Source organism: Bacillus kwashiorkori, from assembly GCF_001375515.1.
In the GTDB taxonomy this organism is placed as follows: domain Bacteria; phylum Bacillota; class Bacilli; order Bacillales; family Caldibacillaceae; genus Bacillus_BK; species Bacillus_BK kwashiorkori.
The window spans coordinates 1-14,661 of record NZ_CTDX01000001.1; the positions used below are offsets into that span (position 1 = coordinate 1).

Sequence of the window (14,661 nt, forward strand, 5' to 3'; positions counted from 1 at the left end):
ACAAGGTTGATAGGTCCGAGGTGGACGCACGGTGACGTGTGGAGCTGACGGATACTAATCGTTCGAGGACTTAATCATATATTTACTCGAGTTTTCCTTACATGATCTAGTTTTGAGAGAATGATTTTCTTAATTCATTCTCAACTGAATATTGTTTGGCAGTAATGGCGAGAAGGTCACACCCGTACCCATCCCGAACACGGAAGTTAAGCTTCTCAGCGCCGATGGTAGTGAAGGCTTTGCCTTTGTGAGAGTAGGCCGCTGCCAAGCACACTATAAAAGAACAGTCAGAAATGGCTGTTCTTTTTTTATTCCTTTTGGTTATTACATGGTATATTGAAACTCCTAAATAACTTCATATAGTTTAGAAATTTCCTATTAGGGAAAAATAATGAAGGGATGTAAAGTATGAAATTTATAAAGTATTATTTGCGATTAAATGAAAAAAATTATATAATTAATTAAAGTCAAAGATAGTCAAAGTCAAATATTAGGTTATTTTAATAATACAACTATGTCTGAAACAGGGGGAGGAAGAAATGAGAAATATTTCTGATATTATTGAAGAATATTTAAAAAGGGTTTTAGAAATGAGCGAAGATGAAATTGTTGAGATAAAGCGTAATGAGATTGCGAATATGTTTCAATGTGTTCCGTCACAAATAAATTATGTAATAAACACAAGGTTTACTATTGAAAGAGGGTATATTGTTGAAAGCAAACGGGGCGGTGGTGGTTATATTAGAATAATAAAAGTAAAACACCATAAAGAATCACACCTCATTGATCATCTAATAAATATTATTGGAAACCACATCTCCCAAGCATTTGCTGTTGATATAATTAATCGCTTATTAGAAGAAGAAGTTATTAACCAGAAAATAGCAAGGGTAATGAGTAGTGCAATTGATCGAGCAATACTTGAAATTGGGCTGCCTCATAGGGATCATTTAAGGGCAAGATTGTTAAAAGCGATGTTGCTAACATTGAAATATGAATAAATAATTATATGGCAAATGGAGAGGTGATTAATTGATGAATTGCGAACAATGTCAAAAGCGGCCAGCTACTTTTCACTTCACAAAAATAATAAACGGTGAAAAGACAGAGATAAATTTGTGTGAACAATGTGCACAGGAACAAGGAGAATTATTTACATTTAACCACTCACCTTCTTTTTCCATAAACAATTTATTAGCTGGTCTGTTTAATAGTAATCCATTTTTAAAAAAATCTAGCCAAGATGAAAATTTAGGAATGTTACAGTGCCATACTTGTGGAATGACATTTACTAACTTTTTAAAAGTTGGACGATTTGGTTGTTCCGGATGTTATTCTTCTTTTAAAGAACAATTAACACCTATCGTTAAAAGACTGCACAGTGGCAATGCCGTTCATAATGGAAAAATACCAGAACGAGCAGGAGGAGTATTTCAGACTAGGAAAAAAATTGAAACATTAAAAACAACAATGCAAAAGCTAGTTGAAGCAGAAGAATTTGAAAAAGCAGCACAAGTACGTGATGAAATTCGTTCACTTGAGAATAAACTAAAGGAAGGGGGAGAATAAATGTCTTTAGAACATTTTTTGAATCAATCAGTTAGTTCTTGGATGAGAGGGGAAGGTCCGCAATCTGACATTGTCCTAACATCAAGAATAAGACTAGCAAGAAATTTAAAAGACTATTTATTTTCCACTCTTTATTCTCAAGCTGAAGCACAAGCAGTTCTCAATAAAATTAAAACTGTCTTGCCAAATATTCATACATCAGGGATTAGCAACTTAGAATTATTAGAGATGGAAAATTTAAAACCAATTGAAAAACGGGTACTTGTTGAGAAGCATTTAATAAGCCCGAATTTAGCGGAAGAATCAACTTATGGTGCTTGTATCTTATCGCAAAATGAAGAAGTTAGTATTATGGTGAATGAAGAAGACCACCTTCGAATACAATGTATTCTCCCAGGAAAACAACTAAAAGAAACATTGGAGTTAGCATTTAATATAGATGATCAATTTGAAAAGTATTTAAACTATGCTTTCGATGGAAATTTTGGCTATTTAACAAGTTGTCCAACAAATGTAGGTACAGGGCTTCGTGCTTCCGTTATGGCCCACTTACCTGGGTTAGTTATTACCCAACAGATGAATCAATTAATTGCAGCGATTAATCAACTTGGATTTGTAGTAAGAGGTATTTATGGTGAGGGAAGTGAAGCATTAGGGAATATATTTCAAATATCTAATCAAATGACGTTAGGGAAATCAGAACAGGATATAATTGCCGATTTAACAAGTATTATAGAGCAAATTATCGAAAGAGAACTATCGGCAAGAGAAGCGATAGTGAAAAATTCAGGGATTCAGCTCGAAGATAAGATTTACCGATCATTAGGTATTTTGAAATATAGCCGCATCATTGAATCGAATGAAGCTGCTCGATGTTTATCAGATGTTCGGCTGGGTATAGATTTGGGATATATAAAAAACATCTCGAAAACTATTTTGAATGAGTTGATGATTCTTACCCAACCTGGGTTTTTACAACAATATGCGGGTGGACCGTTAAAACCATTTGAGCGTGATATAAGAAGAGCCGCTTTAATACGTGAACGATTAAAACTTGAAAACTTGAACTAGGGGGTATTGATATAATGCTATTTGGACGTTTTACAGAGAGAGCGCAAAAAGTATTGGCACTTGCGCAAGAAGAGGCAATTCGATTAAAACATGTAAATGTTGGAACAGAGCATATTTTGTTAGGGTTAGTTAGAGAAGGTGAAGGTATTGCTGCAAAAGCGTTGTTTGCAATTGGCTTAACACCCGAAAAAATTCAACAAGAAGTGGAAGATTTAATAGGTCAAGGCCATGAACTTACTCAAGCACCTCAATATACTCCAAGAGCAAAAAAAGTAATTGAATTATCTATGGATGAGGCTCGAAAATTAGGTCACTCATATGTGGGCACGGAACATATTTTATTAGGTTTAATCCGTGAAGGAGAAGGTGTCGCAGCAAGGGTGCTAAATAACTTAGGGGTGAGCTTAAATAAAGCTAGGCAACAAGTTCTCCAATTGTTAGGGAGTAATGAAACTAATAGTCATGGCTCAGGATCAACTTCTAATGTCAATACACCGACATTAGATAGTTTAGCAAGAGATTTAACACAAGTAGCTAGAGATGGTAGCTTGGACCCTGTCATTGGCCGTTCTAAAGAAATTCAAAGGGTTATTGAAGTATTAAGTCGGAGAACGAAAAATAACCCTGTGTTAATTGGTGAGCCGGGAGTAGGTAAAACGGCTATTGCTGAAGGATTGGCACAGCAAATAGTAAATAATGAAGTCCCAGAAATTTTACGTAATAAACGAGTAATGACACTTGATATGGGTACCGTTGTAGCAGGTACAAAATACCGTGGAGAATTTGAAGATCGGTTAAAAAAAGTTATGGATGAAATTCGTCAGGCAGGAAATATTATCCTCTTTATTGATGAACTCCATACGTTAATTGGTGCGGGTGGTGCTGAAGGTGCGATTGACGCCTCTAACATTCTAAAACCGTCCTTAGCGAGAGGTGAACTTCAATGTATCGGGGCTACGACCTTAGATGAATATCGGAAATATATAGAAAAGGATGCTGCCTTAGAACGACGTTTCCAGCCTATTATGGTAAATGAGCCAACGGTTGAAGAATCTATGGAAATATTAAAAGGGTTGCGTGACCGTTATGAAGCACACCACCGGGTAGCAATATCAGATGAGGCAATTGAGGCAGCTGTTAAGTTATCGGATCGTTATATTACCGACCGCTTTTTGCCGGATAAGGCTATAGACTTAATTGATGAAGCTGGTTCAAAAGTGCGACTACGCAGCTTTACTACTCCTCCAAATTTAAAGGAATTAGAACAAAGACTAGAAGAAATTCGTAAGGAAAAAGATGCGGCTGTGCAAAGTCAGGAGTTTGAAAAAGCAGCATCTCTTAGAGATTCAGAGCAAAGGCTCCGTGAAGAACTGGAAGAAACTAAAAAGTCTTGGAAAGAAAAACAAGGAAAAGAAAATAGTGAAGTTACAATAGAAGATATTGCTCTTGTTGTTTCTAGTTGGACTGGAGTTCCTGTATCGAAGCTTGCCGAGACAGAAACGGAAAAATTATTGAAATTGGAAGAAATTCTCCATTCCCGTGTAATTGGCCAGGAAGAAGCCGTTAATGCAATTTCGAAGGCGGTTAGAAGGGCAAGAGCAGGGTTAAAAGATCCAAAGCGTCCAATTGGTTCTTTCATCTTTTTAGGACCTACAGGTGTTGGTAAAACGGAATTAGCTCGTGCTTTGGCAGAAGCGATGTTTGGTGACGAAGAAGCAATGATCCGAATTGACATGTCAGAGTATATGGAGAAACACTCAACTTCTCGTCTCGTTGGTTCACCTCCAGGATATGTCGGATATGATGAAGGTGGCCAGCTGACAGAAAAAGTGAGGAGAAAACCGTACTCTGTTGTTTTATTGGATGAAATAGAAAAAGCACATCCAGATGTGTTTAATATTTTATTACAAGTTTTAGAAGATGGTCGTTTAACAGATTCCAAGGGTAGAACAGTTGATTTTAGAAATACAATATTAATAATGACTTCCAATGTTGGGGCAGAATCATTAAGAAGAAACAAATATGTCGGCTTTAGTTTAGAGGATGGAAAACAAGATTATAAAGACATGAAAGGAAAAGTGATGGAGGAATTAAAACGAGCTTTCCGACCAGAGTTTTTAAATCGGATTGATGAAATTATTGTTTTCCATGCACTAGAGCGGAAACATCTTCAAAATATTGTAACCTTATTATCAGGTACATTAGTTAATCGCTTAAAAGAGCAAGATATTGAATTAACTATAACCGAAGCTGCCCAAGAGAAAATTGCCGAACTTGGTTATGATCCAGATTATGGAGCAAGACCACTTCGCCGTGCCATTCAAAAACATATTGAGGACTTACTATCTGAGGAATTACTAAGAGGCACAATCAAACTAGGTCAAAAGGTAACAATAGATGTGGAAAATGGAGAATTTAAAGTAAAGTCATCTGTCTTTTCATAATAAACTGGTGAAAAGGTGTTCATGGAATTGAACATCAATGATAGTTGTAAAAAACTATTTTGCTCACTTTAAAATACAAACTATAAAGAGTGATGTTATCTGAGGGTGGAGGTCAGTCAAAGCTATAAATTAATTTACTTAAGAGGCTTCACTACCAAAACCCTCCTTATCTAAGGCTAGCAGTACATCCAGCTCAAAGGTAATTGTTATCTAAGTGCTTCGTAACTTTGGAGGGATAATAAGTGAAAAGAGCGGGGCTAGTCATTCTATTATAGAGGTTCTCATCAGTTTTAGCTTTTCTATGTAGTAAAAACGAAAAAGAAGGCCTATCCATATATAACCGTATATTATAACGAATAAAAGAAAGTGGGAGAGTAATGGCAAAAATAAAAACAAAGTTTATTTGCCAAAATTGTGGGTATGAGACTCCGAAATGGTTAGGACGTTGTCCAGGTTGTAATGACTGGAATACATTTACTGAAGAAATCGAACAGGTAAAGGGCAATCGTCGAACTGTTTTCAATCATACAGATAAATTATTAGGGAATGAATCTAAAGCTATACCAATTACAAATATAGATGTGGAACAAGAACCGCGTGTACTCACAGAATCTAAAGAGTTGAACCGAGTACTCGGTGGTGGAATCGTAAATGGATCATTAGTCTTAATTGGAGGCGATCCTGGAATAGGAAAATCGACGCTATTATTGCAAGTTTCCAGTCAATTAGCTCGTCAAGGTAATAAAGTATTGTATATTTCAGGGGAAGAGTCTGTGAAACAAACAAAACTGAGAGCGGAAAGGCTTGGTGTTACATCAGAAAACTTGTTTGTCTATGCAGAAACTAATTTACAGTTGATTGAACAAACGATAAGCGAATTGAATCCTGATTTTGCTATTATTGATTCGATTCAAACGGTCTATCATTCAGATATCACGAGTGCACCTGGTTCTGTTTCACAAGTGCGGGAATGTACAAGTGAAATGATGAGGATAGCGAAAACAAAAGGAATTGCTATTTTCATTGTTGGACATGTGACAAAAGAAGGAGCAATTGCAGGACCAAGGTTACTTGAACATATGGTAGACACTGTTTTATATTTTGAAGGAGAACGACATCATACGTATAGAATTTTAAGAGCAGTAAAAAATAGATTTGGTTCCACTAATGAAATCGGTATTTTTGAGATGAAAGAGTTCGGGTTAGAAGAAGTCGCCAATCCTTCAGAAATATTTTTGGAAGAACGTTCCAAAGGTTCCTCAGGATCTACCGTTGTTGCCTCGATGGAAGGAACACGACCCATTTTAGTGGAAATTCAAGCGTTAATATCTCCCACAACATTTGGTAATCCGCGCAGAATGGCTACGGGAATTGATCATAATCGAGTTTCTTTACTAATGGCTGTATTAGAAAAACGAGTAGGGTTGTTATTGCAAAACCAAGATGCTTATTTAAAAGCTGCTGGAGGCGTTAAATTAGATGAACCTGCTATAGACTTAGCTGTTGCCATTAGTATTGCCTCTAGTTTTCGTGATACCCCAACAAGACCTACAGACTGTTTTATTGGTGAAGTGGGTTTAACTGGGGAAATACGTCGAGTGTCACGTATTGAACAAAGGGTTCAGGAAGCAGCGAAGTTAGGTTTCCGTCGTATCGTTATCCCAAAAAATAATTTAGGTGGGTGGAACCCTCCAGAAAATGTCGAACTTGTTGGTGTTACAACTATCGGGGAGGCACTTTCCATTTCATTTAATAGTCGCTAAGTGAACTGCTATTATAAAAATTGTTTCATTTTAATAACAAATTAAAAATAAATCTGTAAATGTACGTTTCAAAAGGGATTAATTGTTTATAATGAAAAAGAGGAGGTGATGTAATGCTAACGAGAATAGTACAATTTTGCTTTGTTCTAATGGGTGGAACACTAGGAATTTTTTTAATGCCCTTTTTATACGGAGTATTAAGTGTCGAGCATTTAGCTTTTATTAATAATCCATATACATCAGCAATTATAGGCGCAATTATTTTTTATCTTATTACTTTCTGGGCAGTGAGATACATCGTTCAAATTATTAAATGGTTGGAAGAATCATTAATTAAAGCTCCATTTCCAGATTTACTATTTGGGACATTAGGGTTAGTTATTGGTTTAACTGTTGCATTTTTAATTGGCTTTGCATTAAATAATATTCATTTACCAATTATTAATGAAGTTGCACCTGTTGTATTAACTTTGCTGTTTGGTTATTTAGGGTTTCAAGTTGGTTTTAAAAAACGCGACGAGTTAAGTAATATATTTGTCGGTAGATATAGCAAAAAGAAAATAGCGGATGACGATTCTAAAAAAGTTGGTTCTCATTTAAAATTATTGGACACAAGTGTAATTATTGATGGGAGAATTGCTGATATTTGCCAAACGGGATTTTTAGAGGGTACGATTGTAATCCCGCAATTTGTTTTGGAAGAGTTACAACATATTGCTGATTCCTCAGATGTTTTAAAAAGAAATCGCGGCCGAAGAGGCTTAGATATTTTAAACCGTATTCAAAAGGAACTTTCGATCAAAGTGGAAATTTATGAAGGGGATTTTGAAGACATTCAAGAAGTTGACAGTAAATTAGTCAAACTTGCTAAATTAACGAACGGCATAGTCGTAACTAATGATTATAACTTAAATAAAGTATGTGAATTACAAAAAGTTCAAGTATTAAATATTAATGATTTAGCAAATGCAGTGAAGCCAGTTGTATTGCCTGGGGAAGATCTAATTGTTCAAGTAATAAAAGATGGTAAGGAACATAACCAAGGAATTGCCTATTTAGATGATGGAACAATGATCGTTGTGGAAGAAGGAAGAAATTATATTGGTAAAACGATAAATGTGTTAGTCACAAGTGTGCTGCAAACTTCAGCAGGGCGGATGATTTTTGCAAAACCAAAATTATTAGAAAAAGCGTTATAGTGTTATAACTAGTAAAGGGGAACACCAGCAATAAAGAAGGTGGTCTCCTTTTTTACGTCACATTAGTAAAAACAATGAAATTTTGCATTTAATATGGCATAATTTTAATAGTTAATAAAGAAATGGAGTAATATTTGATGAAATATAAAGTAGTTATCCCTGCTGCTGGTTCGGGGAAACGAATGGGAGCAAAAATGAATAAATTGTTCATTCCCCTTAATAATATCCCGATAATAATTCATACCTTAAAAGTTTTTGAAGATGATCCATGGTGTGAAGGGATCATTTTAGTAGTGAATCAACATGATCAGCAGTCTATCGAGCAGTTAGTGGATCATTATCAAATTAGAAAAGTGCAAGCATTTATTCCTGGTGGACAAGAGCGCCAAAATAGTGTCTATGCAGGTTTAAAGGCTATTAATGATAATGATGATAGTATCGTATTAATCCATGATGGAGCAAGACCGTTTCTCCAGCAAAGCTCTATTCATGAATTAGTATTAGAGGCCAATAAAGTAGGCGGGGCAATCTTAGCAACCCCTGTAAAGGATACGATAAAAAGAGCAAAAAATGAGTATGTGGAAAGTACAATCGAGCGATCGTTGCTTTGGTCTGTACAAACACCACAAGCTTTCCGATTAGCGGACATTAAATTAGCACATGAAGATGCATTAAAAAAACAATTTATAGGTACAGATGATGCAAGTTTACTAGAAAATATTGGCAGAAGAGTAAAAGTAGTGAACGGTACCTACTATAATATAAAAATAACGACTCCAGAAGATTTGCTTTTTGCTGAGGCTATTTTAGCAAAGATGGAAAAACAAACATAATAAGTTATTTTGATCTATTAAGGAGGAGAACGATGATTAGAATTGGACAAGGATTTGATGTTCATCAGCTAGTGGAAGGAAGGCCGCTTATTATAGGGGGGATAGAAATTCCTTATGAAAAAGGATTAATCGGTCATTCGGATGCAGATGTACTTTTACATACAGTTGCTGATGCAATCCTCGGTGCACTTGGATTAGGGGATATCGGCAAACATTTTCCAGATACTGATTCGAAGTATAAGGATGCTGATTCAAAAGAGTTATTAACAAATGTTTGGCAATTAATTAAACAAAAAGGTTTTCAATTAGGAAACTTAGACTGTACCATCATCGCAGAAAAACCGAAAATGTTGCCGTATATAGAAGATATGAAACAAGTAATCGCCAAAATCCTAGAAACCGAGCTGGAAAATATAAATATAAAAGCAACAACAACAGAAAAACTCGGATTTCCAGGACGTGGGGAAGGAATAGCTGCTATGGCTGTTGTTTTATTAGAGAAATAATAATCTCCATGTTTTTAGTAAAAAAAACTATGTTAATGAACAGTAATGCTTTTTGACATTATTGATTTAGGCGAAGATGTCCAAACTATTACGAAAATCAACATAACAGAGTAAAAAAATTATAGAATCTCTTCAAATTCAATTAGTAAAATCATGAATTTTGATTTAATATAAATAGAAGGATAAATTTTATTTAATGTGGAGGTTTTTCAAAGATGTCAGACATTCGTGTAAGATACGCTCCTAGTCCAACAGGACATTTACATATAGGTAATGCAAGAACTGCGTTATTTAATTATTTGTTTGCTCGGAGCCAAGGTGGTAAATTTATCATTCGCATAGAGGATACGGATCAAAAACGAAATATCGCTGGTGGAGAAGAAAGTCAATTAAAATATTTAAAATGGCTAGGTATGGATTGGGATGAAAGTATTGATGTAGGTGGCCAATACGGTCCGTACCGTCAATCAGAGCGATTGGATATTTATCAAAAGCATTATGAAGATTTATTAGATCGTGATTTAGCTTATAAATGTTATTGTACGGAAGAAGAGTTAGCAGCAGAAAGGGAGAAACAAATAGCGCAAGGACAGATGCCCCGTTATTCCGGGAAGTGCCGGCACTTAACGAAAGAAGAACAAGCAAAATTAGAAAGTGAAGGAAGACAACCAAGTATTCGTTTTAAAGTACCAGCTGAAAAAGTGTATAAGTTCGACGATATGGTGAAAGGCGAAGTATCTTTTGAATCAGACGGAATTGGTGATTTCGTTATCGTCAAAAAAGACGGAATGGCAACATATAACTTCGCTGTTGCTATTGATGATCACTTAATGAAAATTTCTCACGTGTTACGTGGCGATGATCATATCTCTAATACACCGAAACAATTAATGATTTATGAAGCGTTTGATTGGGATGCCCCTGTTTTTGGACATATGACATTAATTGTTAATGAAAATCGAAAGAAGTTAAGTAAGCGAGATGAATCCATCATTCAATATATTGAACAGTATGAGGAACTTGGTTATTTGCCTGAAGCATTATTTAACTTTATCGCCCTACTAGGCTGGTCACCAGCAGGGGAGGAAGAAATTTTTAGCAAAGAGCAATTCATTGAAATTTTTGACGCGTCTAGATTATCTAAATCACCTGCCTTATTTGATCAGAAAAAACTAGCTTGGACAAATAATCAATATATGAAAAAAACGGATTTAGACAAAGTACTAACATTAGTGCTACCACATTTAATCCGAGCTGGAAAGTTATCTGAAAATCCTTCAGATCAGGAATTACAGTTTGCTAAGAAATTAGTCTCTCTTTACCACGATCAAATGAGTTACGGTGCTGAAATTGTCCAGTTATCCGAATTGTTCTTTAAAGATGAAATTATTTATGATGAAGAAGCAAAAGTAATATTAGCAGAAGAACAAGTTCCTGAAGTTTTAAGTGCCTTTTTAACAGAACTTGAAAAATTAGAGAAGTTTGAAGCAACGGAAATAAAGGCAGCGATTAAGTCAGTACAAAAGGCAACAGGTCATAAAGGTAAAAAACTGTTTATGCCAATCCGAGTTGCAGTTAGCTCTGAAACTCATGGTCCAGAATTACCAAATACAATTGAATTACTTGGTAAGGAAAAGGTAATAGAACGAATTAAAAATATTTTACGTTAACAAATTTTAATCGAGCTAATATACTAGAAAAAAGCCATTTTTATGATATAATTTCTTAACAAATTCATATCGATAAAGCAATGACGAGGATAAGTAAAAAATGACGCTTTGATAGAGAGGATTACCTGAGGCTGAAAGTAATCTAAAGCCAATCGTTTTTGAAATGCACCTCTGAGTCTCGTATGGAAAGACAGACTATTTCTGTCAAGTACATACAGCGGTAGAATCCGTTATCTTTTTATTAGAGTTGGAGGTCAAAAATGAATCTTATTTTTGGCTCTCAAACAGAGTGGAACCGCGTGAAAACGTCTCTGTCAAATATGACAGAGATGTTTTTTTTAGGTAAAATGAGAAAGTTTCTTTTCAATTCATTGAAGAGGGTGAGGAAATGTTTAAGCGGATGAAAGAGGATATTGAAGTTGTCTTTGAACAGGATCCTGCTGCAAGAAACTATATAGAAGTGATCTTGACATATTCAGGCCTTCATGCGATCTGGAGTCATCGTGTTGCCCATTGGTTTTATAAACGGAAATTTTACTTCATTGCAAGAGTAATATCCCAAATAAACCGATTTTTTACAGGTATTGAAATTCATCCAGGGGCAAAAATTGGCAGGCGCTTTTTTATTGACCACGGTATGGGTGTAGTAATTGGAGAAACATGTGAAATCGGTGACAATGTAACAATCTTTCAAGGAGTCACACTAGGTGGAACAGGAAAAGAAAAAGGGAAGCGGCACCCAACAATAAAGGATAATGTTCTCGTTGCTACTGGGGCAAAAGTACTCGGCTCCATTGTTGTAGGAGAGAATTCTAAAATTGGGGCTGGGTCGGTCGTGTTAAAGGATGTTCCACCGAATTCCACTGTCGTAGGTATTCCAGGGAGAGTAGTTGTCCAAAATGGTGTGAAAGTTAGACGAGACTTGAACCATACAGATCTACCTGACCCGGTATCCGATCTTTGTAAATCTTTGCAAGCACAAATTAATGAACTGAAGCGGGAAATAGAAGAATTAAAAAGCGAAAGGAGATTAAATGATGACAATTAAAATTTATAATACATTAACACAGAAAAAAGAAGCTTTTAAGCCAATAGAAAATGGCAAAGTGAAAATGTATGTATGTGGTCCGACTGTCTATAACTATATTCATATTGGTAATGGCCGTCCTCCTGTCGTATTTGATACAGTTCGTCGCTATTTGGAATATCGTGGATATGAGGTCAATTATGTATCTAATTTTACTGATGTTGATGATAAATTAATCAGGGCTGCCAAACAACTTGATTCGGACGTTCCTACGATTGCCGAACGTTTTATTGAAGCCTATTTTGAAGATATTTCCGCTTTAGGATGCAAAACTGCGACCGTTCATCCACGAGTGACGGAGCATATTGACATTATTATTGAGTTTATTCAAGGGTTAATAAATAAAGGATATGCCTATGAATCTGGTGGGGATGTATATTTTCGCACTCGAAAATTTCAAGAATATGGTAAATTATCACAGCAATCTATTGATGAGCTAAGAATCGGCACACGGATAGAAGTTGGTGAGAAAAAACAAGATCCTCTTGATTTCGTTTTATGGAAGGCAGCAAAGCCAGGAGAAATTTATTGGGAAAGTCCTTGGGGTCATGGCCGCCCTGGTTGGCATATTGAATGTTCAGCAATGGCGCAAAAATATTTAGGGGAAACAATTGATATTCATGCTGGGGGCCAAGATTTAGCATTTCCACATCATGAAAACGAAATTGCTCAATCAGAAAGCCTAACAGGAAAACCATTCGCAAATTATTGGATGCATAATGGGTACATTAATATAAATAATGAAAAAATGTCAAAGTCACAAGGAAATTTTGTTCTTGTCCATGACATAATAAAAGTACATGATCCTGAAGTGTTACGTTTTTTCATTCTATCCGTTCACTACCGACATCCAATTAACTATAGTGAAGAGTTGTTAGAAAATGCTAAGTCTAGTCTGGAACGATTGAAAACAGCTTATAAAAATTTACAACATCGTCTAAATGTGAGTACGAATTTAACGGATGATGACAGTTACTGGATAGAGCAAGTTGAATCATACCGTAATCAATTTATAGAGGAAATGGATGATGATTTTAATACTGCCAATGGGATATCTGTCCTCTTTGAATTAGCAAAGACAGCAAATATATACTTAATGGAAAAAACAACATCCGAACAAGTAATTAATCATTTCCTGCGATTATTTGAAGAAACTTTTCATGTTTTAGGTTTAAAATTAGAAGAAGAACAATTATTGGATGAAGAGATTGAAGACCTAATTAAACAACGATATGAAGCAAGAAAAAATCGTGATTTCCAAAAAGCGGATGAAATACGCGAACATTTAAAAAGCTTAAATATTATATTAGAGGATACTCCACAAGGTACAAGATGGAAAAGAGGTTAGACAATGTTTTTACTAGAGCAATCAGTCGATGCAAAAAATTTAAATAGTCTTGCTCTGGCTTATATAGGTGATGCTATTTATGAGGTGTATATCCGGCGTCACCTTCTTATGAAAGGTTATGTAAAACCAAACTTGTTACAAAAGGCATCTATACAATACGTTTCTGCAAAGGCTCAAAGTCTTGTAATGCATTCTTTTCTCGATAATGCCTTATTAACAGAGGAAGAAGCGGCTGTTGTTCGTAGAGGAAGAAATGCCAAAAGCCACACAGTACCTAAAAATACAGATGTGCAAACGTATCGTTATGGAACTGCATTTGAAGCTTTAATTGGTTACCACTATTTAAGTATGAATTTTGCTCGATTAGAAGAAATAATTTCTCAAGCTATTTCAATAATAGAAACAGGATTAGGAGAGGAGGCTTAAAATGGAGGATATTATTGCTGGTAAAAACCCAGTATTAGAAGCAATGAAATCAAATCGTGAAATCAATAAAATATGGATAAGCGAAGGATCGCAAAAAGGTTCGATGCAATCTATCATAAATAGTGCAAAAGAAAAAAATATTATTGTTCAATTTGTGCCGAGAAAAAAAATTGATGAACTTGCGAATGGAGTGAACCATCAAGGGGTATGTGCTCAAGTTGCTGCTTATAAATATTATGAGCTGGACGATTTGTTTAAAAAGGCTGAGTCTGCAAATGAGACACCATTTTTTCTTATTCTAGATGAGTTGGAAGACCCACATAATTTAGGATCTATTATGAGAACAGCTGATGCATGTGGGGTTCATGGTATTATTATCCCGAAACGTCGTTCTGTTGGATTAACGACTACTGTTGCAAAAGCATCAACAGGTGCTATTGAGCATATACCAGTTGTGAAAGTAACAAATATTGCAAGAACAATGGACGAATTGAAAGAGAAAGGAATTTGGATAGTTGGTACGGATGCATCTGCTAAGATAGATTATCGAAAAATGGATGGACAACTTCCCATTGCACTTGTCATTGGAAGTGAGGGTAAAGGAATAGGTCGTTTAAATAAACAAAAATGTGACTTTTTAATTCACTTACCTATGAGAGGCCATGTTACTTCTCTTAATGCATCTGTTGCTGCCGCTCTCCTAATGTATGAAGTATATCGACATCGAAATCCAATTGGAGAGTAG

At 35.5% G+C, this 14,661-nt stretch carries 13 protein-coding genes, 1 rRNA gene and 1 other annotated feature; all 14 genes read left to right on the forward strand.

What is annotated here, in order from left to right:
• Positions 1 to 154: 154 nt before the first annotated feature.
• The 14 genes from rrf (at position 155) to rlmB (ending at position 14,661) form a co-directional block, all read left to right on the forward strand.
• Positions 155 to 270 (forward strand): 5S ribosomal RNA (gene rrf / locus BN1242_RS00010).
• Between the two features lie 269 nt (positions 271 to 539).
• On the forward strand, positions 540 to 1,001 hold the full coding sequence (locus tag BN1242_RS00015) for a CtsR family transcriptional regulator (protein WP_062349745.1): 462 nt from the start codon (positions 540 to 542) through the stop codon (positions 999 to 1,001).
• Positions 1,002 to 1,035: 34 nt separating this feature from the next.
• A complete protein-coding gene (locus BN1242_RS00020; RefSeq protein WP_062349747.1) occupies positions 1,036 to 1,569 on the forward strand; it encodes a protein-arginine kinase activator protein McsA in 534 nt (177 codons plus the stop codon).
• Complete coding sequence (locus BN1242_RS00025; RefSeq protein ID WP_062349750.1) at positions 1,570 to 2,640, forward strand: protein-arginine kinase McsB; 1,071 nt, start codon at positions 1,570 to 1,572, stop codon at positions 2,638 to 2,640.
• A gap of 14 nt (positions 2,641 to 2,654) precedes the next feature.
• On the forward strand, positions 2,655 to 5,084 hold the full coding sequence (clpC, locus tag BN1242_RS00030) for an ATP-dependent protease ATP-binding subunit ClpC (protein ID WP_062349752.1): 2,430 nt from the start codon (positions 2,655 to 2,657) through the stop codon (positions 5,082 to 5,084).
• Between the two features lie 377 nt (positions 5,085 to 5,461).
• Positions 5,462 to 6,847, forward strand: coding sequence for a DNA repair protein RadA (gene radA, locus BN1242_RS00035; RefSeq protein WP_062349754.1), 1,386 nt, complete (start codon positions 5,462 to 5,464; stop codon positions 6,845 to 6,847).
• A gap of 113 nt (positions 6,848 to 6,960) precedes the next feature.
• Positions 6,961 to 8,046 carry a PIN/TRAM domain-containing protein gene (locus BN1242_RS00040; RefSeq protein ID WP_062349756.1) on the forward strand — a complete coding sequence of 362 codons (1,086 nt, stop codon included), beginning with the start codon at positions 6,961 to 6,963 and terminating at the stop codon, positions 8,044 to 8,046.
• A 137-nt stretch (positions 8,047 to 8,183) separates the two neighbouring features.
• Complete coding sequence (gene ispD / locus BN1242_RS00045) at positions 8,184 to 8,879, forward strand: 2-C-methyl-D-erythritol 4-phosphate cytidylyltransferase (RefSeq protein ID WP_062349758.1); 696 nt, start codon at positions 8,184 to 8,186, stop codon at positions 8,877 to 8,879.
• 32 nt (positions 8,880 to 8,911) lie between these two features.
• Positions 8,912 to 9,385 (forward strand): 2-C-methyl-D-erythritol 2,4-cyclodiphosphate synthase, encoded by a 474-nt coding sequence (gene ispF / locus BN1242_RS00050; protein WP_062349760.1) that lies wholly within the window; start codon positions 8,912 to 8,914, stop codon positions 9,383 to 9,385.
• 215 nt (positions 9,386 to 9,600) lie between these two features.
• A complete protein-coding gene (gltX, locus tag BN1242_RS00055) occupies positions 9,601 to 11,055 on the forward strand; it encodes a glutamate--tRNA ligase (protein WP_062349762.1) in 1,455 nt (484 codons plus the stop codon).
• A gap of 71 nt (positions 11,056 to 11,126) precedes the next feature.
• Positions 11,127 to 11,371 (forward strand) — a binding site (T-box leader).
• A gap of 54 nt (positions 11,372 to 11,425) precedes the next feature.
• Positions 11,426 to 12,103: a serine O-acetyltransferase gene (cysE, locus tag BN1242_RS00060; protein WP_072136152.1), complete on the forward strand. Its 678-nt coding sequence runs from the start codon at positions 11,426 to 11,428 to the stop codon at positions 12,101 to 12,103.
• Positions 12,090 to 13,490 carry a cysteine--tRNA ligase gene (gene cysS / locus BN1242_RS00065; RefSeq protein WP_062349770.1) on the forward strand — a complete coding sequence of 467 codons (1,401 nt, stop codon included), beginning with the start codon at positions 12,090 to 12,092 and terminating at the stop codon, positions 13,488 to 13,490. The genes cysE and cysS overlap by 14 nt, the downstream gene beginning before the upstream one ends.
• A gap of 3 nt (positions 13,491 to 13,493) precedes the next feature.
• Positions 13,494 to 13,916, forward strand: coding sequence for a Mini-ribonuclease 3 (locus BN1242_RS00070; protein ID WP_062349772.1), 423 nt, complete (start codon positions 13,494 to 13,496; stop codon positions 13,914 to 13,916).
• 1 nt (position 13,917) lies between these two features.
• Positions 13,918 to 14,661 (forward strand): 23S rRNA (guanosine(2251)-2'-O)-methyltransferase RlmB, encoded by a 744-nt coding sequence (gene rlmB / locus BN1242_RS00075; RefSeq protein ID WP_062349774.1) that lies wholly within the window; start codon positions 13,918 to 13,920, stop codon positions 14,659 to 14,661.